18 protein-coding genes, 1 tRNA gene and 1 pseudogene are annotated in these 18,803 nt (G+C 53.6%); 13 read left to right on the forward strand and 7 right to left on the reverse strand.

The features are described 5' to 3' along the window. The first annotated feature begins 26 nt into the window (after window positions 1–26). The 3 genes from AWR26_RS19065 (at window position 27) to AWR26_RS19075 (ending at window position 2,533) form a co-directional block, all read left to right on the forward strand. Complete coding sequence (locus AWR26_RS19065) at window positions 27–704, forward strand: response regulator (protein ID WP_064568115.1); 678 nt, start codon at window positions 27–29, stop codon at window positions 702–704. Continuing rightward, window positions 704–2,092 (forward strand): sensor histidine kinase, encoded by a 1,389-nt coding sequence (locus AWR26_RS19070; protein ID WP_064568116.1) that lies wholly within the window; start codon window positions 704–706, stop codon window positions 2,090–2,092. Before AWR26_RS19065 ends, AWR26_RS19070 begins: the two co-directional genes overlap by 1 nt. Window positions 2,093–2,329: 237 nt before the next feature. Next, window positions 2,330–2,533 (forward strand): hypothetical protein, encoded by a 204-nt coding sequence (locus AWR26_RS19075; RefSeq protein ID WP_064568117.1) that lies wholly within the window; start codon window positions 2,330–2,332, stop codon window positions 2,531–2,533. 236 nt (window positions 2,534–2,769) lie between these two features. Here AWR26_RS19075 and AWR26_RS19080 read toward each other — a convergent pair. Continuing rightward, window positions 2,770–2,846 (reverse strand) — tRNA-Arg (locus AWR26_RS19080). A gap of 359 nt (window positions 2,847–3,205) precedes the next feature. Between AWR26_RS19080 and folD the strand changes: the two genes are divergently transcribed. The 5 genes and pseudogenes from folD to AWR26_RS19105 all read left to right on the forward strand — a co-directional run. After that, window positions 3,206–4,072 carry a bifunctional methylenetetrahydrofolate dehydrogenase/methenyltetrahydrofolate cyclohydrolase FolD gene (folD, locus tag AWR26_RS19085; RefSeq protein ID WP_007373630.1) on the forward strand — a complete coding sequence of 289 codons (867 nt, stop codon included), beginning with the start codon at window positions 3,206–3,208 and terminating at the stop codon, window positions 4,070–4,072. Window position 4,073: 1 nt separating this feature from the next. Continuing rightward, complete coding sequence (ybcJ, locus tag AWR26_RS19090) at window positions 4,074–4,286, forward strand: ribosome-associated protein YbcJ (RefSeq protein ID WP_064568119.1); 213 nt, start codon at window positions 4,074–4,076, stop codon at window positions 4,284–4,286. Between the two features lie 286 nt (window positions 4,287–4,572). Beyond that, window positions 4,573–6,072 (forward strand): PTS transporter subunit EIIC, encoded by a 1,500-nt coding sequence (locus AWR26_RS19095; protein ID WP_007373628.1) that lies wholly within the window; start codon window positions 4,573–4,575, stop codon window positions 6,070–6,072. 81 nt (window positions 6,073–6,153) lie between these two features. Further along, window positions 6,154–7,170, forward strand: a complete 1,017-nt coding sequence (gene malI / locus AWR26_RS19100) for a Mal regulon transcriptional regulator MalI (RefSeq protein WP_064568120.1) — start codon at window positions 6,154–6,156, stop codon at window positions 7,168–7,170. Between the two features lie 13 nt (window positions 7,171–7,183). After that, window positions 7,184–7,537 (forward strand): annotated as a pseudogene (locus tag AWR26_RS19105) (metal-dependent hydrolase); the annotation flags it as partial. 127 nt (window positions 7,538–7,664) lie between these two features. Here the strand turns inward: AWR26_RS19105 and cysS are convergent. Continuing rightward, window positions 7,665–9,050, reverse strand: coding sequence for a cysteine--tRNA ligase (gene cysS, locus AWR26_RS19110; protein ID WP_064568121.1), 1,386 nt, complete (start codon window positions 9,048–9,050; stop codon window positions 7,665–7,667). A 173-nt stretch (window positions 9,051–9,223) separates the two neighbouring features. On the opposite strand from cysS, the gene ppiB reads away from it, so the two are divergent. The 4 genes from ppiB (at window position 9,224) to purK (ending at window position 12,146) form a co-directional block, all read left to right on the forward strand. Continuing rightward, window positions 9,224–9,718 (forward strand): peptidylprolyl isomerase B, encoded by a 495-nt coding sequence (ppiB, locus tag AWR26_RS19115; protein WP_007373624.1) that lies wholly within the window; start codon window positions 9,224–9,226, stop codon window positions 9,716–9,718. 2 nt (window positions 9,719–9,720) lie between these two features. Beyond that, a complete protein-coding gene (gene lpxH / locus AWR26_RS19120; protein WP_064568122.1) occupies window positions 9,721–10,443 on the forward strand; it encodes a UDP-2,3-diacylglucosamine diphosphatase in 723 nt (240 codons plus the stop codon). A 129-nt stretch (window positions 10,444–10,572) separates the two neighbouring features. Beyond that, complete coding sequence (gene purE, locus AWR26_RS19125; protein WP_007373622.1) at window positions 10,573–11,082, forward strand: 5-(carboxyamino)imidazole ribonucleotide mutase; 510 nt, start codon at window positions 10,573–10,575, stop codon at window positions 11,080–11,082. Next, window positions 11,079–12,146: a 5-(carboxyamino)imidazole ribonucleotide synthase gene (gene purK / locus AWR26_RS19130; protein ID WP_064568123.1), complete on the forward strand. Its 1,068-nt coding sequence runs from the start codon at window positions 11,079–11,081 to the stop codon at window positions 12,144–12,146. Before purE ends, purK begins: the two co-directional genes overlap by 4 nt. Window positions 12,147–12,570: 424 nt before the next feature. On the opposite strand, the gene AWR26_RS19135 is transcribed toward purK, so the two are convergent. Continuing rightward, window positions 12,571–13,203 carry a hypothetical protein gene (locus AWR26_RS19135; RefSeq protein WP_139227853.1) on the reverse strand — a complete coding sequence of 211 codons (633 nt, stop codon included), beginning with the start codon at window positions 13,201–13,203 and terminating at the stop codon, window positions 12,571–12,573. 324 nt (window positions 13,204–13,527) lie between these two features. Between AWR26_RS19135 and mnmH the strand changes: the two genes are divergently transcribed. Then, window positions 13,528–14,613, forward strand: coding sequence for a tRNA 2-selenouridine(34) synthase MnmH (gene mnmH / locus AWR26_RS19140; protein ID WP_064568124.1), 1,086 nt, complete (start codon window positions 13,528–13,530; stop codon window positions 14,611–14,613). 72 nt (window positions 14,614–14,685) lie between these two features. On the opposite strand, the gene AWR26_RS19145 is transcribed toward mnmH, so the two are convergent. The 4 genes from AWR26_RS19145 to AWR26_RS19160 all read right to left on the reverse strand — a co-directional run bounded on the left by AWR26_RS19145 (window position 14,686) and on the right by AWR26_RS19160 (window position 18,706). Continuing rightward, window positions 14,686–15,345 (reverse strand): methionine ABC transporter permease, encoded by a 660-nt coding sequence (locus tag AWR26_RS19145; RefSeq protein WP_007373618.1) that lies wholly within the window; start codon window positions 15,343–15,345, stop codon window positions 14,686–14,688. After that, window positions 15,338–16,360 carry a virulence-associated ABC transporter ATP-binding protein SfbB gene (sfbB, locus tag AWR26_RS19150; RefSeq protein WP_064568125.1) on the reverse strand — a complete coding sequence of 341 codons (1,023 nt, stop codon included), beginning with the start codon at window positions 16,358–16,360 and terminating at the stop codon, window positions 15,338–15,340. The genes AWR26_RS19145 and sfbB overlap by 8 nt, the downstream gene beginning before the upstream one ends. Window positions 16,361–16,416: 56 nt before the next feature. Beyond that, entirely contained in the window at window positions 16,417–17,253 is an 837-nt protein-coding gene (locus AWR26_RS19155) for a MetQ/NlpA family ABC transporter substrate-binding protein (RefSeq protein ID WP_064568126.1), read from the reverse strand. 301 nt (window positions 17,254–17,554) lie between these two features. Continuing rightward, window positions 17,555–18,706, reverse strand: a complete 1,152-nt coding sequence (locus tag AWR26_RS19160; protein WP_064568127.1) for a porin — start codon at window positions 18,704–18,706, stop codon at window positions 17,555–17,557. Window positions 18,707–18,803: the final 97 nt, after the last annotated feature.

The following is an 18,803-nucleotide window of genomic DNA, read 5'->3' on the forward strand; positions in this document are numbered from 1 at the left end:
CATTCACTGTTGATACCGTAACCATTGTGAAAATTCTCCTCATCGAAGACGACCTGGATCTCGGCAATGGCGTACGTATTGCCCTTGCAGATCAAGGGTTAGATGTCATATGGGTTCGCCGCAAAGTGGATGCGCTGCATCAACTCGATGTCTGCGCGCCAGAACTTGTGTTGCTCGACCTTGGGCTGCCCGACGGCGATGGCATGAGCCTGATGGCGAGCTTGCGTCAGCAGCTCAAAGGGATCCCCGTCATCATCCTGACTGCGCGCGGCACCCTGCAAGATCGCCTGTCCGGGCTGGATGCCGGCGCAGACGACTATCTCGTCAAACCGTTTGTTCTTGCCGAGTTGCTGGCCAGAGTGAGAGCGCTTGCGCGCCGCAGTTACGGTTTTCAGAATGAGGTGATAGAAATTCGAGGGTTATCTCTTCACGTGCCGACGCGTCGCGTAACAGTGAATGCACGTAATATTGAGTTGACGGCAAGTGAATACGCGCTGCTGGAAACGTTAATGTTGCGCACTGACCGCGTACTGACACGAGGGTTTCTGGAAGAACGGATATTCGGCGCAAAAGAAAACATGAGTAATGCTCTCGACGTGCATATGGGGAATTTACGTCGCAAGATCGGCGACGGCTATGTGCGAACAGTGAGAGGCGTAGGGTATGTCATTGATACCGTACCGATTCAGAAAGGGGCTGGCTGATGCGAAATTTTTGCCGCCGCCTGAAAACCCCGACGCTCGTACGGCGAATTATGATCGCCCAGATGCTACTGCTTACGCTGCTTTGGTGTCTTTTTCTGACCTACATTTTGTGGGAGAACTTGCGTAGCCCCTCTATGTTATTGGGCAACCAGACTTACGAAACCATTCTTACGTTGGTTGATCGGATGGACGATCGCCCACAGGATCTCACCGATGTGCTGGAAAAATTCAGCAAGGCGTTGCGGGAAGGTTATGGCGGAGGCGAAGATCCAGAACTGTCAATCAGCCTTATCGTCCGGAAGAATAACGCGATAATTTATTCATCGGATGGCGCTCCGACAGGGGTAACAAACACCCTATACGGGAAAATCCAGAATATTGAGAGTGAAGGCCGTACCTGGACCAGCCGTACCCTAAAATCCGGGAATTCCGACGCAGAGGTCACACTCGTCACCCCTGCCGGCGGCTGGAACTTCTTTATTTACCTGAACTCGCGGGGATACTACATATTGCCGCTGCTGGTATGCATTCCTTTTCTTTTGTTTCCCGCGTGGCTGTCCATCCGCATTGCAATGCGCCCCTGGAACAAGGTGGTCAATGAAATTGCCTCACGCACGCCCGAAGATCTCTCTCCCTTAAAAGCAGTGCCAAAACACAGGGAGCTTCGCCAAATGGTGGACGCTGTGAATGTATTTCTTGCCAGGGTGCGAGAAAGCACGGAAAGGGAACGGGTTTTTATTGCCGATGCCGCTCACGAGCTGCGTACCCCGCTGGCTGCGATGCGGATCAATGTTGAGGCTTTGCAGTCCTATGTTAGTAGCGACAGTCAACAGGAGTTGCTTGCAGGGATTATTCGCAGCAACAGCCGTGCGGCGCGTCTCGTTAATCAACTGCTGTTGCTGATGCACAGCGAAGCGCGCATTGACACGGTGATGGAGCCGGTGCCGCTGACGACGCTGATCCAAGAGCGAATGGCGATGCTGGCGCCGCTGGCTGCTGAGCGCGGGATTGAGCTTGAATTCTACTCGCATGATGAGATCTGGGTGACAGGCGTCAGGGAACGCCTGATGTCGCTGCTCGACAACGTCATTGAAAATGCCATCAAGTACAGCCCTGAAGGCGGACGGGTTGAGGTCGAGGTGCGATCATCATATGACGCCACGCAGCTACGAGTCTCCGATGCCGGGCCCGGCATTCCCGCTGAACTGAGGGAACGCGTGTTCGATAGATTTTTTCGCGATCCCAATCAGATGCAAAGCGGAAGTGGATTAGGCCTCGCAATAGTCAAAGCTGTTGCGCAGCTACACAACAGCAGCGTGCGCCTGAGTACGTCTGCGGAAGGAGGCCTTATGGTTACAGTGAACTTTCCAAACCACAGGGCCGCCTGAAAGAAATCACCATGTTATCTATGCCGAAAATTACGTGCCCCGATTCGGTTGTTCCAAACCCTTTCAATATTGTTCCAGCGCTGTTCCATATATAAATCATATAACCCAGTGAATACATAAAGTTACTGCCTAAAAACATATATAAAACAACCGGAACAACAGGAACGGCCTGGTAACCTCGCAGCTTAAGGAGTAATAGTCAGATAAGTTGAATTCCCTTAGCTTTGAGGTGGACTTATGCAGGCTAATAAGAGTGATTCCGATGAGATGGCGAAAGCTATCGGCTACGTAGTGATGGAGTTAGCAAGGACAGGATGCGCTGTCACGGAAGAAGCGATCAATGAGCGTCTGGACAGCGTGCTGCACAAAGATGCCAGCGCGGCGAAAGAAAGTGCTGAGCGACCAAAGCCGCTCCGGTTTAACGAGTCATTGTGCGGGTAGAGTCTGGAGACAACAAATCAAACCGCGCTATTGGGTTGTGTTGAATGAAACTGCCGGTAAGGTGTTACACGATCAGACTGGAAAACATCGCAATGGTGCGTCGGTATGCCACCTTGCGCCTAACTATCTCACCGAACACGCGCGGAAAATTGATGCCATTTTGGCAACCATGACACAAATACGACACAAGAGGAAATCAGGCTGGATTGAAATTAGCGTAACTTGCTGGTTTCTAATGGCACGCCCTACAGGATTCGAACCTGTGACCTACGGCTTAGAAGGCCGTTGCTCTATCCAGCTGAGCTAAGGGCGCATTGCGCGGATGTTCCACCTTTGCGGTGGAAACGGCTGGAATTATACGGTCAGCGCCTGATGAGTCAATGTATTTTCCGCTGGCTGCCTGCTTAGTGAACGGCTGCGCGCAATTTCGCGCCATCCCTGCTGTTTCCAGCCCCATTCCTCGCGGCCAATGACCTCTTTTTCGTGCCTTTCGACATCGATGCCCTTTAATTTGTCAGATTTCGTTAAAACCGAGACTGTGCGGGACATTTTCCGCTCTCTGCCTTCCCCCTGGCAGGTGAAATACGCAAACGATAACTGACAGCACGCCGCGCTTCTGACAAAATAGTCACATCCCCCTTAGTTGAAACGACAGATGGAATCCTCTCTCTGATGGCAGCAAAGATTATTGATGGTAAAACGATTGCGCAGCAGGTGCGCTCTGAGGTTGCGGAAAAAGTACGGGCGCGCGTAGCGGCCGGGAAACGCGCCCCAGGCCTGGCAGTCGTACTGGTTGGCAGCAACCCGGCATCGCAAATTTACGTCGGCAGCAAGCGCAAAGCCTGTGAGGAGGTGGGTTTCATCTCCCGCTCTTACGATCTTCCTGAAACCACCAGCGAAGCCGAACTGCTGGAGCTTATCGACAAGCTGAACGCCGATGTCACCATCGACGGTATTCTGGTGCAATTGCCGCTGCCCGCCGGTATCGACAATGTGAAAGTGCTGGAACGCATCGCGCCGGATAAAGACGTTGACGGTTTCCATCCGTATAACGTGGGCCGCCTGTGTCAGCGTGCGCCGCGTCTGCGTCCCTGCACACCGCGCGGGATCGTGACGCTGCTGGAGCGCTATAACATTGATACTTTCGGCCTCAACGCCGTTGTGATTGGCGCGTCCAATATCGTCGGCCGCCCGATGAGCATGGAACTGCTGCTGGCGGGCTGCACCACCACCGTGACGCACCGTTTCACCAAAAATCTGCGTCATCACGTTGAGAACGCCGATCTGCTGATCGTCGCGGTCGGTAAACCGGGCTTTATTCCGGGCGAGTGGATCAAAGAGGGCGCGATTGTTATCGATGTCGGCATCAACCGCCTGGAAAACGGCAAAGTGGTCGGCGATGTGATTTATGAAGAAGCTGCGGCCCGCGCGGCGTATATTACCCCGGTTCCGGGCGGTGTCGGTCCAATGACCGTCGCCACCCTGATCCAGAACACGTTGCAAGCGTGTGAAGAATATCATGATGTAGAAGGCGCATAAGATGGCAACATTTTCCCTGGGAAAACACCCGCACGTAGAGTTGTGCGATCTGCTGAAACTGGAAGGCTGGAGTGAGAGCGGCGCGCAAGCGAAAATCGCCATTGCTGAAGGTCTGGTGAATGTGGATGGCGTGGTGGAAACGCGCAAACGCTGCAAAATCGTTGCCGGTCAGACAGTGAGTTTTGACGGCCAGAGCGTGACCGTCACCGCCTGAGCATCTGCCAAAATGCCGGATGGCGCTGCACTTATCAGCGCCTGCAAATTGTGAGTCTCCAGGCCGGATAAGGCGATAGCCGCCATCCGGCCTTTCTTATTTAATCACCCCGCGATCATCACGGTTTATTACCGATCAACCTCAAATAATCATTAATTGATCTGGCTGAATGTGAAAATTTAGTTGCAGCTTTTTTGCCCTTATCTCACGATGAGTAGAACGTTCTACTAAAACGTTCTACTGACAATAATAACGCGCAATATGCGCAACTTCGGGGGAAATCAGCATGAGTCTGATATCAGGGTTTGTTAAATCGCTGTCTAAATTATCGATGATTGGTCGCGCACTGATGCTGCCGATCTCGCTGTTACCGGCTGCGGGGTTATTACTGGCCTTCGGCGACAAGTTCCATCTGCCGCTGATGATGAATGCAGGCGGCGTCATTTTTGATAACCTGCCCATGCTTTTCGCCATCGGTTCGGCTGTCGGGCTGGCGTCCGAATCCGGGATTGCAGCGCTGTCGGCGGCGGTATCGGTGTTTGTCACCAACATCACCATCGGCACAATGTTAGGCATTACGCCGGAGATGGCCTCGCAGGGCGGAAAATACTCCATGGTGGTCGGCATCCCGACGCTGCAAATGGGCGTTTTTGGCGGCCTGATCTGCGGTATTCTCGCCGCCTGGTGCTATAACCGTTTCCACACGATGCAGTTGCCGGAGTTTCTCGGCTTCTTCTCCGGCAAGCGCTTTGTCGCCATTGCCACGGCGTTCCTGTCATTTGTGCTCGGCCTGCTGCTGCCGTATGTCTGGCAACACATCCAGGCGGGAATCGATGCACTGTCGGTGATCGTCAACGGCGATAATCAGGCGGCTTCGACCTTTATTTTCGGGCTGGTAGAACGCGCGTTAATCCCGCTCGGCCTGCACCACATCTGGTACCCCTCATTCTGGTATTCGTTTGGCGATTACACCACGCAGGCCGGTCAGGTGATCCACGGCGATCAGACTATCTGGTTCAAGATGCTGGAAGAAGGGGTGAAATCGTTCAGCAGCGATACTTATCAGAACGCAGGGAAATTTATGCAGGGTGAGTTCCCGCTGATGCTGTTCGCGCTTCCAGCGGCTTGCCTTGCGATGTACCACGAAGCACAGACCCGCAACAAAAAGATTGCTTTCGGTATCCTCTTCTCGGCGGCGCTGACTTGCTTCCTGACCGGGATCACCGAGCCGGTTGAGTTTACCTTTATCTTTGTCGCGCCGATCCTCTATGTCTTTAACGCCATCATGGCGGGCCTGGCTTATATGACGATGTACCTGCTGCACGCACACATCGCCAAATCATTCTCTGCCGGTTTTATTGATTACCTGTCATTCGGCATTCTGCCTTCGTTTAACGGCTATCAGACCAACTTCCTGAACGCTATTATCGTCGGTATTCCGATGGCGCTGATTTACTACTTCACCTTCCGCTTTGTGATCCGCCGTTTTGATGTCAAAACGCCAGGCCGTACCGACGTGACCGCCGTGGCGGACGATAAAACCGATACCGAACTGGCGACCGAAATTATCGGCCTGCTGGGCGGCGCGCAGAATATTGATTCCGTGGGTTCATGCATCACCCGTTTGCGCCTCGAAGTGGCGAAGAGCGAAATGGTGGATAAAGATGGCCTTAACGGGCTGGGCGCACGCGGCGTGGTGTTCGTGGGCGACAGCGGTATTCAGGTGATTTTTGGTGCGAGGGCGCAATTTATCGCACAAACCATGTCCACGATGATTGGCAAATAATATTATGCCGGATTGGCGCCTCTGTGCCAGGTTACCCGAGGCGCTAACCCGGCGGATAAGCAGGAAATTCAGGGAGCAGAGTTGAAGAAAGTCAGCATTATTGATGTCGCAAAACAGGCGGGCGTTTCCGTCTCCACCGTCTCGCTGGTGCTGCGTCAGAAAGGGAAAATCTCAGAAGCCACGATCGAGAAAGTCCATGCGGCGATCGCGGCGCTCGGCTATGTACAAAACGTCGCGGCGGCTAACCTGCGCGCCAACACCTCCAACCTGATTGGGCTTATCCTGCGCGATTTCAGCGACAGCTTTTCCATCAAAGTGATGGCCAGTATCGTTCAGGAGCTGGAAAAGCAGGGCTATATGGTGTTCCTCGGCCAGCCGCTTAATGATGGCGAGCACCTGGAACGCTGCCTGCTCTCCTTCCAGCAACAGGGCGTGGCGGGCGTGATTTATCTCGCCTCGGACACGCGCAGCGCCTCGCTGCCTGAACAGATCCGCCAGTGCCACCTTCCGCTGGTAGTGGTTTCACAGTCACTGCTCAACGAAAACTGCGATTTGGTGATGCGTGATAACCGCCAGGCGGCGAGCCTGGCGACGCGCTACCTGATTGAACGCGGGCACCGCAGCATTGCCTATATTGGCGGCGTTGAGGGCGATTTACTTCGCCAGCAGCGGCTGTTGGGTTTTCGCAGCGCGATGAGCCAGTATGGGCTGGTGCTGCGTGAAGGTTCAACGCCGGATTGTAGCGACGACACCCAGGCGGCAAGCTACGCCACCCGACAACTGCTGGAAAATAACAACACCATCACCGCCCTGCTCTGTCACTCCCCGGCGGCGATGATTGGCTCGATATCCGGTATTCACCACACCGGGCGCACTATCGGCAAGGATGTCTTTCTCTCTCAACAAGTTGCGTTGATAGGCTTTGAGGATATGCTGCACGTCAACCTCACCTCGCCCTCGTTCACCTATGTCTCTTCTGCCAGTGAAGAGACCGGGCGCCAGGCTGCCGGGCTGATGCTGCGCAAACTGAAAGAACCAGAATTACAGACCCAGCGCATTACGCTCTCCGGGCAGCTTATCGCCCGCGAGTCAGCGTAATTAACCGCGGCGTTATCGCGGATTTACCCACTCGCTGCTGTTTGCCTTCGTCGTACCGCTGCTGGTCGCGTGGTTTGGGCGAAAACGGTTTAAAGCCAGCCTGCTGCGCTGCTGGGCATTTTTAACGGTTTCGCTGTTATCGCACAGCCTGCTGGATTCAATAACCACTGGCGGTAAAGGCGTCGGCTGGCTGTGGCCGTGGTCAGATGAACGCTTCTTTGCGCCCTGGCAGGTAATTAAAGTCGCACCGTTTGCCCTGTCACGCTACACCACGCCATATGGTCACCAGGTGATCATTTCGGAGTTGCTGTGGGTGTGGCTGCCAGGTGTGATAGTGATGGGATTGTTGTGGTGGCGCAGGCGTTAAAGGGTGGATGGCGGTTTTCGTGTTAACCGGCGTTGTGCAGGCCGGATAAGCGGCATCCGGCGCTCGTTAGCGAATGGCAGAGAAAAACACGCCAGAGATAAAAAAAGCGGCCGAAGCCGCTTTTTTCTTATTTACGACGCCAGGTGGTGCCCTGCGGGCCATCTTCCAGCACGATGCCCATCTCGTTGAGACGGTCACGCGCCGCATCGGCCGCTGCCCAGTCCTTCGCTTTACGCGCATCCAGACGCTGCTGGATCAGCTGTTCGATTTCAACCACTTCGCCATCGTCCGCTTGCGCACCGCTTTGCAGGAAAACATCCGGCTCCTGCTCCAGCAAACCAAGTACGCCCGCCAGCTTGCGCATATGTGATGCCAGCGCGTTGGCCGCATGCGCATCTTCCGTTTTCAGACGGTTCACTTCACGCGCCATGTCGAACAGCACCGAGTAAGCTTCCGGCGTGTTGAAATCATCATCCATTGCTTCCACAAAACGCGCTTCAAACGCCTCGCCGCCTTCCGCCGGCACGGCGCTGTCCGTACCGCGCAGTGCGGTGTAGAGACGCTCCAGCGCAGAGCGTGCCTGCTTGAGGTTCTCTTCGCTGTAGTTCAACTGGCTGCGGTAATGACCGGACATCAGGAAGTAGCGGATGGTTTCCGCGTCGTAATACTTCAGCACGTCGCGCACGGTAAAGAAGTTACCCAGCGATTTGGACATCTTTTCGCGGTCAACCATTACCATGCCGGAGTGCATCCAGTAATTCACGTACTCGCCGTCATGGGCGCAGGTAGACTGCGCGATTTCGTTTTCATGATGCGGGAACATCAGATCAGAACCGCCGCCGTGAATGTCGAAATGTGAACCGAGCTGTTTGCAGTTCATCGCCGAGCACTCAATGTGCCAGCCCGGACGCCCTTCGCCCCACGGCGACTGCCAGCTCGGCTCGCCCGGCTTGGACATTTTCCACAATACGAAATCCATCGGGTTGCGTTTGACGTCAGCGACTTCCACGCGCGCCCCCGCCTGCAACTGATCCAGATCCTGGCGCGAAAGCTGGCCGTAACTCGGATCCGTCGGCACGGAGAACATCACGTCGCCGTTGTCAGCCACATAAGCGTGGCCGCGTTCCAGCAGGCGTTCGGTGATTTCAATAATTTCGTGGATATGGTGCGTCGCGCGCGGCTCGCTGTCCGGACGCAGAATATTGAGCGCATCAAAATCCTTATGCATCTCGACGATCATACGATCGACCAGCGCAACAAAGCTTTCGCCGTTTTCATTCGCGCGTTTAATGATTTTATCGTCAATATCGGTGATGTTACGCACATACTTCAGCTTATAGCCGAGAAAACGCAGGTAACGTGCAACCACGTCGAAAGCCACAAAAGTGCGGCCGTGGCCAATATGACACAGATCGTAAACAGTGATACCACACACGTACATGCCGACTTCCCCGGCATGAATAGGTTTGAATTCCTCTTTTTGGCGCGTCAGTGTATTAAAGATTTTTAACATCGAAGATTCCATTTGGACGTGTGTGGAACGAAAACCGCATATATTACCCGTAATTCAAACCCGAAGCAGCACACTTTGCAAGGTGATCCCACCTCGCGGTTATGCTATAACAGGCGACTATCTCTGACCCACTGGCGGGTCTGTGCACTACACTATCAGAACAGGATGCAATAATGGTTACTTTCCACACTAATCACGGCGACATCGTAATCAAAACGTTTGACGATAAAGCGCCTGAAACAGTTAAAAACTTCCTGGACTACTGCCGTGAAGGTTTCTATAACAACACGATTTTCCACCGTGTTATCAACGGCTTCATGATTCAGGGCGGCGGCTTCGAACCGGGTATGAATCAGAAAGTCACTAAAGATCCGATCAAAAACGAAGCCAATAACGGTCTGAAAAACAGCCGTGGTACGCTGGCAATGGCGCGTACTCAGGCGCCGCACTCCGCAACTGCGCAGTTCTTCATCAACGTGGCAGACAACGACTTCCTGAACTTCAGCGGCGAAAGCCTGCAAGGCTGGGGCTACTGTGTCTTCGCCGAAGTGGTTGAAGGCATGGATGTGGTTGACAAAATCAAAGGCGTTTCCACCGGTCGTAGCGGCATGCATCAGGACGTTCCGAAAGAAGACGTTGTGATTGAAAACGTGACCGTCAGCGAGTAAGCGTGGCGACACTCTTTATTGCAGATTTGCACCTGCAAACAGAAGAACCGGCGATCACCGCCGGTTTTCTGCGTTTTTTAGCCGGTGAGGCTCGCCAGGCGGACGCGCTCTATATTCTGGGCGATCTGTTTGAAGCCTGGATCGGCGATGACGATCCCAATCCGCTGCACCAGCAAATCGCCAGCGCCATCAAATCGCTGGTTGAAAGCGGCGTACCCTGTTACTTCATTCACGGCAACCGGGATTTCCTGCTCGGCAAACGCTTTGCCCGCCAAAGCGGTATGCAACTGCTACCGGAAACGCAAGTGCTTGACCTGTATAACCGCAAGGTATTGATCATGCATGGCGATACGCTATGTACCGACGATGCCGGTTACCAGGCGTTTCGTAAAAAAGTCCACACGCCGTGGATACAAACCCTGTTTCTCGCCCTACCGCTGTTCATCCGCCGTCGTGTCGCCGCGAAAATGCGCGCCGGAAGTAAAGCCGCTAACAGCAGTAAATCGCAGGCGATCATGGACGTGAACCCGCAAGCCGTCATCGACGCGATGGAAAAGTACCGCGTTCAGTGGTTGATCCACGGCCATACGCATCGCCCGGCAGTACATGAATTGACGGCCAATAACGCTCCGGCTTATCGCGCCGTTCTCGGTGCCTGGCACAGCGAAGGCTCAATGGTGCGCGTTAGCGAAACCGGTGTCGAACTGCGCTTTTTTCCCTTCTGAATAACAACGCCAGGATGGCGGCAAACGCGCAAAACATCGCCACGCAACCGTTTTCCTTCGCCATTTTACGTGCTATTCTCTGTGCCCTCTTTTGTCGTCTGAAGTACACCCACAGGAGTTTTGAGACGCATGTCTTCAAGCAACCAACCGGCGCGCATCGCCATTGTTATGGGATCGAAAAGCGACTGGGCAACCATGCAGTTCGCCGCAGAAATCCTTGATACCCTGAACGTCCCGCACCATGTTGAAATCGTCTCCGCACACCGCACTCCGGATAAACTGTTTAGCTTCGCCGAAAGCGCAGAGCAGAACGGTTTTCAGGTGATTATCGCCGGTGCTGGCGGCGCGGCGCATTTGCCAGGGATGATTGCGGCCAAAACGCTGGTGCCGGTGCTGGGTGTACCAGTACAAAGTGCCGCGCTGAGCGGCGTTGATAGCCTTTACTCTATCGTCCAGATGCCGCGCGGTATTCCTGTTGGTACACTGGCGATCGGCAAAGCTGGCGCGGCAAACGCGGCGCTGCTGGCCGCGCAAATCCTCGCCCAGCACGATGCTGCACTGCATCAGCGTCTGGCGCAGTGGCGTAAAACCCAGACCGACGAAGTGCTGGACAATCCGGATCCCCGGGGTGCGGCATGAAGCAGGTTTGCGTATTAGGTAACGGCCAGCTTGGCCGCATGCTGCGCCAGGCCGGTGAGCCGCTGAGCATTGCTGTGTGGCCGGTCGGGCTGGACGCAGCGCCGGAAGCGGTGCCGGTTCAGCAGAGCGTGATCACGGCGGAAATTGAACGCTGGCCGGAAACGGCGCTGACCCGCGAACTGGCGCGTCATCCGGCGTTTGTAAACCGCGACGTATTTCCGGTAATTGCGGATCGCCTGACGCAGAAACAACTCTTTGACAAACTGCAACTCGCCACTGCGCCATGGCAACTGCTGGCGGAGAAAAGCGAGTGGCCGGGCGTGTTTTCGCGTCTGGGCGAGCTGGCCATCGTCAAACGCCGCGTCGGCGGTTATGACGGTCGCGGCCAGTGGCGTCTGCGAGCTACCGATACCGATCAACTGCCGGAAGAGTGCTACGGCGAGTGCATCGTCGAGCAGGGCATCAACTTTTCAGGTGAAGTGTCACTGGTTGGCGCGCGCGGTCATGATGGCAGCACAGTGTTTTATCCGCTGACGCACAACCTGCATCAGGATGGCATTTTGCGTACCAGCGTGGTTTTCCCGCAGGCCAACGCCGAACAGCAGCAGCAGGCCGAAGAGATGCTTTCGGCGATCATGCACGAGCTGAACTACGTCGGCGTAATGGCGATGGAGTGCTTTGTCACCCCGGCCGGGCTGCTGATTAACGAGCTGGCGCCGCGTGTTCACAACAGCGGCCACTGGACGCAAAACGGTGCCTCAATCAGTCAGTTTGAACTGCATCTGCGCGCGATAGTGGATTTACCGTTGCCGCCGCCAGTGGTCAATAGCCCGTCGGTGATGATCAACCTGATTGGCAGCGATCTCAATTACGACTGGCTGAAGCTGCCGCTGGTGCATCTGCACTGGTACGACAAAGAGGTGCGTCCGGGGCGTAAAGTGGGTCACCTGAACCTCAACGACAGCGACACCGCCCGTCTGAGCGCCACGCTGGAAGCGCTGGTTCCGCTGTTACCGCCGGAATATGCCAGCGGCATCGCCTGGGCGCAGTCAAAACTGCAGTAAGCTATCGATTTACGCTGGCGGTCATCGCCAGCGTTTTCAATTTTCGCTTGCTGCGTTCCTTTGAAGCAAGCTGCTTTCATAAACGTCCTGTACACGTATCAGTTTCGCGCCACAACATTACAGATCATCTGAGGTAAATTAATCTCCGCCAGAATTTTATTTGCCAACTGCTCAGGGGTTGCATTTTTTGACGTCAGGTAAATATCTTTCTTCCACATAACGGCAATTTTCGCTAATTTCAGCAAATGATATTTCCGGATGCTGGGCAGTAATATGACCTCGAATGAGGAAATAATGGCGTTTCCTTTGTGAATTCCCTCTCGCGTATTGGAACTATCGTAGATATATTTCTCCCGAACATTTGGATCCGAACCGAGTATAAACTCCTGCCGATAAATCAAACGTAAGCCCCGAAGCGATCGCGTCAAGCATTCGACACATTCGAGGTATTCAGAGGGATATTGACTGCCGCCAGAATTTTATACGCCAGTTGATTAGGGGTGGCATCTTTAGCCGTAAGATAAAGATCGCGCTTCCAGGAAGTAGATACTCTGGCTAAATGCAGTAAATGTTCCATCATGACGCCGGGAGGTAAAACGGCGTCTTCAAGAGGAATGACCGGATTTCCTGCATGGATGAATGGGCTCGTATCAGAACAGTCATAAACATTTTGCGCATTCGGCCCTGGCTCCGTCTCCAGAATCAGATGGTTTTTATAAAATAATCGGCTACCTGATGATGTATTTTGAATGTGCCAAGCGCGCGGGCTAATATCAAGGTCATCACGTGATGAAAAACCAACTATTCTATTATTGCGATAAAAAACGGAGGTTCTTCCATCATCATGGCTGTTCGTTCGACGGTTCAATTCCAGTCGAATTCGGCAAAACTCAGTCGTTTCCGTGTCATAATAATAAAATGATGAGAATTTATTTTTGCCTGGATCGGTGAACCAACATTTAAAGCTCGTTCCTATATCATAATAAAAGTAAGCGGGCGCCTCCTTATCTTTAGGCCCGCAACACAACCGTCCAAACCGCTTAAACCATTTAAACATAGCTTATCCTTATCTATTTTACTTTAATTAAAAATTACACATAAAACATAATTTACAGGTAAATAAACCACAAGATAATTGTTATTAATTAATCAGATAATACTCGTCTTTAATAAGATATTTAATCTTATTAAGTATCGCCAAATAAAAACCTTTTTCCCACAACGCCCTTCCAGAGATTGAATCCGGGTAGGATTTTGAATATCACAACAATATTCCGAACGCAGATAAAATAGCCCTCTTCCCCTGCCTTTGATCTCCGCCACTTCAGGCGTAAAATCTGCACGCGGCGGTTACCGCCAGTGTTTTGCAGAAGGAAGCCCCATGAACGACACGACGGATTACCTGACTATCCTGCGTGATACCACTCCCCTTATTGATGTCCGCGCACCGGTTGAATTTCAACAGGGTGCTCTTCCTGGCGCCATTAACCTGCCGTTGATGAATGACAGCGAGCGCGCCGCCGTCGGCACCTGTTACAAAAAAGCGGGGCCGGAGGCAGCGTTGCGTCTGGGCCATCAGTTGGTTCAGGGCGAATTACGGGAACAACGAATGCAGGCATGGCTACAGGCTTGCGCGCAAAATCCGCGCGGCTATCTGTGCTGCGCACGCGGTGGTCAGCGTTCGCACATTGTACAGCAGTGGTTACGCGAGCGAGGAGTTGACTATCCGCTGGTCACTGGCGGCTACAAAATACTGCGTCAGGCAGCAATAGAGGCGATACATCAGCGTTTGCAGCGCCCGCTGTTGCTGATTGGCGGCTGTACCGGCAGTGGCAAAACGTTACTGGTGGCGTCCCGGCGTAACGGGATCGATCTTGAAGGGCTTGCCCGCCATCGCGGCTCCTCGTTTGGCCGTACGCTGCAAGCGCAACTTTCGCAGGCCAGTTTTGAAAATCAACTGGCTGCGGCACTGCTGAAAACGTCCCCCACTTTCTGGCTGCTGGAGGATGAAGGGCACGCGATTGGCGCGAACCATCTGCCAGCAATACTGCGTGAGCGCATGGCGCAATCGCCGCTGGCGGTGGTGGAAGAGCCGTTTGAGCAACGGCTTGAGCGCCTGCGTAACGACTATTTTTTGCAGATGTCACAAGCCTTTATCCAGCGCGATGGTGAAGAAGCAGGCTGGCAGGCTTACGCAGAGTATCTGCGCCACGGTCTGTTTGCGATTCGCCGCCGCCTTGGGTTACAGCGTTTCGCACAGCTTAGCGCCCACCAGGAGGAAGCGCTGATTCAACAACAGCGCACCGGTAATACAAGCGCGCACTTTGCGTGGCTCGTGCCGCTGCTTGAAGAGTATTACGACCCGATGTATCGCTATCAGTTAGAAAAACGCGCGAAAGATATTATCTTCCGCGGCAATTTCGATGAAACGGCCGCCTGGCTGGCGGCACAAAATAACCAGCAGTAATGCCGGTGGCAGGCAACAATTCATCGGTCGGCCCGCTGAGCGGGCCGACGACATGAACCCGCTCGTGGAATATTAATGACGATCGCGCTTATCGGCGCGTTTTGCCAGCCAGTCACCGAGCATCTGCACCACCTGCACCAGCACGATCAGCGCCACCACGGTGACAATCATCACCTGCGTTTCATAACGATAGTAGCCGTAACGAATCGCCAGATCGCCCACGCCGCCGCCGCCGACAATCCCCGCCATGGCCGAGTAGCCAATCAGGCTCACCAGCGTGATAGTCAGACCGCGCAGTAAGCCAGCGCTGGCCTCTGGCAGCAGCACCGTACAGATAATGCGTAGCGGGCTGGCACCGAAGGCTTCGGCAGCCTCGATAATCCCTTTATCCACTTCACGCAGTGCGCTATCGACCAGCCGGGCGTAAAAAGCGATAGCCGCAACAGACAGCGGCACGGAAGCGGCAATCGGCCCAATGGTATTGCCGAGCAGCCATTGGGTTAACGGCAGCAGCAACACCAGCAGGATGACAAACGGCACCGAACGGATGATATTAACCAGCACAGAGCTGATTAAATAAACCGCGCGATTCTGCCAGAAAAGGTGGCGATCGGTTACGAAAATCAAAAAACCTAACGGCAAACCGCCAACAATCGCCAGCACCGTCGAGATACTCAACATCTGGAAAGTTTCGCCAAAGGCCAGGCTTAAATCGGCCAGTAAATCATCCACGAATCACCTCCACCTGTGCGGTACGGTTGCGAATGTAATCAACGGCTTCTGCCACCCGATGCGGATTTTCAGCCGACGACAATTGCACCACCAGCATCCCCAGCGCGCGCTCGCCGATATACTCAATTTTGCCGTGCAGAATATTCACCGCCACGCCAAACTTCACCGCCGCATCAGAGAGCACCGGCTGTTCAGCGGAGTCGCCAATAAACAGGATCTTCAGCAATTGCCCCGGTAAATGTTGCTGTAAACGTTCCGGTAGCGTCAGGTTCAACGTGTGCGATACCAGTTGTTGGGTGAATGCGTGCTGTGGATGGGCGAAAATATCAAATACTTCCCCCTCTTCCACCACTTTACCGCCTGACATTACCGCCACACGATCGCAGATCGATTTGATCACATTCATTTCATGAGTGATCAGCACAATCGTGATCCCCAGTTGTTCGTTGATCTGTTTTAACAGCGCCAGAATGGTGGCGGAAGTTTCCAGATCCAGTGCGGAAGTCGGCTCGTCGCACAGCAATACATCCGGATGGTTGGCAATCGCACGCGCGATACCCACACGCTGTTTTTGCCCACCGCTTAGCTGTACCGGATAACGATGCGCTTTATCGCTCAACCCAACCAGTTGCAGGATTTCCGCTACACGCGGAGCGATTTTGCTGCGCTCCCAGCCCGCTGCTTTCAGGCTAAAGGCCACATTTTGCGCCACCGTGCGGGTGTGCATCAGATTAAAGTGCTGAAAAATCATACCAATGCGCTGACGCGCCTGACGCAGCGCAGCGCCATTCAGCGCGGAGATTTCCACGCCATTAATATTTACGCGCCCCTGGCTGGGACGCGTGAGTGCATTTACTGTGCGCAGCAATGTGCTCTTGCCCGCGCCGCTGGTACCAACAATGCCAAAAATTTCGCCTGCGGCGATGCGCAGCGAGACTGTATCAACGGCGCGCGTAGCGCTTGCGCTCCCGCGGCCTGCGGGAAAATCGACGCAAACCTTCTCTATCTCAATCATGCAAACCTCAAACGACAAAAGGCAGGCCGCAGCCTGCCAGTCAAATCACCGGAAACTTATTTCTTGTCCGCTTGCGTCATCCAGTCGGGTTTCTGGAAAGCGCCATAAACGTTGTTGGGATCATCAATGACCGCGCGATAAGCCGGGGATTTCACCACTTCAACAATATCCTTCGCGAACGGCTTATCGGCATCTTCCGTACGTACCGCAATGATATTTTTCAGATTTTCATCCAGATGTTCCTGCTTCAGCGCGGAAGAGAGCTTCAGCCCGGCGGCGATAGCAAAGTTACCGTTAACCAGTGAGGCAGTTACCCCATCCAACGTGCGCGGCAGTTGTGCCGCTTCCAGCGGTTTGAACACCAGCCCTTTCGGGTTGCTGGCGATATCGCGCTCGGAGGCTTTAGTCGGATCGATCGACTCTTTGATGGTGATCAGATCCAGCGATTGCAGGAAACGCAGCCCGCGTGCCAGGTTGGTCGGATCGTTGGAAAGCGTGACAATATCGCCCTTTTTCAGCTCATCCAGGCTTTTGATTTTACGGGAGTAAAACCCCATTCCCGCCGTCGGTACGCTGATCAGTTTGCTTAACTTCAGCCCTTTATCCGCCGTGAATTTGTCAAAATAGAGGCTGTGTTGAAACAGGTTCGCATCAATACTGCCGTTCGCCAGCGCCATGTTGGGTTGCACATAATCGCTGAATTCACGTACGACAACTTTATAGCCCTTCTCTTTCAGCGACGGCGCGATCGCCAGCTTCACCATATCGCCGTATGGGCCAGGCGCCACGCCAAAGACAATAGTGTGCGGATCGCTGCTGGCGTGAGCAAAAGGTAAACCACATACCAGAAGTAGTGCGCCGAAGGTAGCGCGTAAGCTGAGACGACGTCCCATAAATTCTCCCTAATGAGTTGAGATGCTGTGTGGCGCGACGTGCAATGCGCCGCGTTCCATTTTCACCCTGTGAATAAGGCTGGAAGATAAGATGGCACAAACGCGGCCCAGCGGTAATTGAAAAAAATTCACTATGCTGTGAACTATGTCACTGAATGGTGGGGAGATATTTTCAGGATAAGGTGATGAAGCATAACGAAAAGCCCCACTTTTCACGGGTAATACGCCGTTTCGTTATGCTTTTTATTGCTAAGCATTGCCGGATTTAAACTAAGCACTAAACCCGGCAGCGCCTGACTTATCAGAAGTCGTAACGCAGACGAACAATGTTCATATCAGCCAGAGACTTGTCGCTGCTGCTGGTGAATACGTGTTCGTAATCGACACGGAAACCGTAATCCAACTGGAAGGTCACACCGACGCCGTTGTCGATACGCTGATAGTCGCGGCCAGTGGTGTATTGCAGACGGTCACCCATCACGTACGGCTGTACATATTTAAGCGCGTACTGCCCCACCGGGATTTTGTAACCGGCAAAATATTCAATACCCCACGCGTCGCCCGCGAAGTAGTCGTGAACATTTTTCTGACCGGTAGTCAGGAAGTTTTCGTACCAGCCGCCGCCGAAGGAGAAGGTCCAGTTATCCGGCGTCCAGCTCAGCGCTGTACCATAGATGTTCTGGCTGTAAGAGTCAGTATCGCCAGTGCTGCTGTTACGCACGTTGGCTTTGGTGTAGTTCCACGCCGTACCCCAGGTCAGGTTTTTGGCCAGGTGGTAATCCACACCCAGTGAACCGCCGCCATTACGTTTGTAACGGATGCTGCTGTTTTTCAGCAGCAGTTCGCTATCGGAGAACAGGTAGGCGGCATAGAGATCAAAATCACCAAAGGTGTTTTTGTATTTCAGCATCTTGCGTGAACGGTAAGAACCGTCGTAATCACCTTTGATACCGTTGCCCGGGGCCTGGGCTTTCATGTCGTAATCCCAGATATCGGTTTTCGCACCCACCACATCGTAGTAAATGCTGTTCTGCTGACCAAAGGTCATCGTACCCCAGGTTTTGCTTTTCAGACCGGTGTATAGCATACGGCGGGTGGTGTTGTTGGAACCTGCTGCGTAGTGACTATCCCAGTCGAACAGCGCCGGAATGTTCACACCCAGTTCGTAATAGTTAATCCAGCTAATATCATCAAACAGGTAGTAGTCCGACGCGAAACGGAAGCGGGTACCGCCGTCATAACCGTTACGTTTGTACGAGCCTTTGTCGCTATTGCCCATCGCATTATCGAACTGCGGACGGATAGAACCGCCAACGGTGAAGTTCAGACGGCTCAGCGGATCGCCGGCCTGTGGATCCTGTTTAAGAAGGGTGATTTCCGCCTGAGTTGCGAAAGATGTTAATGCCACTGCTGCGCCAATGGCTGTCGCCAGGGCGGTTGTTTTTATTTTCATGGTTTTTCCTTGATGGATAGACGCCACTAGTAATTACTAGCGGCGAGATACTAACGTCTAAAAGTTCGCGTCTGTTGGGGATTTTTTGATTTTTTGT

The sequence above is a fragment of the Kosakonia oryzae genome (assembly GCF_001658025.2).
Classification (GTDB): domain Bacteria; phylum Pseudomonadota; class Gammaproteobacteria; order Enterobacterales; family Enterobacteriaceae; genus Kosakonia; species Kosakonia oryzae.

What these genes read in the sequence shown, in the direction of transcription:
- mnmH (WP_064568124.1), top strand. Translation starts at nt 13,528, where the DNA reads ATGAACGACACGACGGATTACCTGACTATCCTGCGTGATACCACTCCC.
- AWR26_RS19095 (WP_007373628.1), top strand. Translation starts at nt 4,573, where the DNA reads ATGAGTCTGATATCAGGGTTTGTTAAATCGCTGTCTAAATTATCGATG.
- AWR26_RS19155 (WP_064568126.1), bottom strand. Translation starts at nt 17,253, where the DNA reads ATGGGACGTCGTCTCAGCTTACGCGCTACCTTCGGCGCACTACTTCTG.
- AWR26_RS19160 (WP_064568127.1), bottom strand. Translation starts at nt 18,706, where the DNA reads ATGAAAATAAAAACAACCGCCCTGGCGACAGCCATTGGCGCAGCAGTG.
- purE (WP_007373622.1), top strand. Translation starts at nt 10,573, where the DNA reads ATGTCTTCAAGCAACCAACCGGCGCGCATCGCCATTGTTATGGGATCG.
- AWR26_RS19070 (WP_064568116.1), top strand. Translation starts at nt 704, where the DNA reads ATGCGAAATTTTTGCCGCCGCCTGAAAACCCCGACGCTCGTACGGCGA.
- AWR26_RS19075 (WP_064568117.1), top strand. Translation starts at nt 2,330, where the DNA reads ATGCAGGCTAATAAGAGTGATTCCGATGAGATGGCGAAAGCTATCGGC.
- AWR26_RS19135 (WP_139227853.1), bottom strand. Translation starts at nt 13,203, where the DNA reads ATGTTTAAATGGTTTAAGCGGTTTGGACGGTTGTGTTGCGGGCCTAAA.
- cysS (WP_064568121.1), bottom strand. Translation starts at nt 9,050, where the DNA reads ATGTTAAAAATCTTTAATACACTGACGCGCCAAAAAGAGGAATTCAAA.
- purK (WP_064568123.1), top strand. Translation starts at nt 11,079, where the DNA reads ATGAAGCAGGTTTGCGTATTAGGTAACGGCCAGCTTGGCCGCATGCTG.
- ybcJ (WP_064568119.1), top strand. Translation starts at nt 4,074, where the DNA reads ATGGCAACATTTTCCCTGGGAAAACACCCGCACGTAGAGTTGTGCGAT.
- folD (WP_007373630.1), top strand. Translation starts at nt 3,206, where the DNA reads ATGGCAGCAAAGATTATTGATGGTAAAACGATTGCGCAGCAGGTGCGC.
- ppiB (WP_007373624.1), top strand. Translation starts at nt 9,224, where the DNA reads ATGGTTACTTTCCACACTAATCACGGCGACATCGTAATCAAAACGTTT.
- sfbB (WP_064568125.1), bottom strand. Translation starts at nt 16,360, where the DNA reads ATGATTGAGATAGAGAAGGTTTGCGTCGATTTTCCCGCAGGCCGCGGG.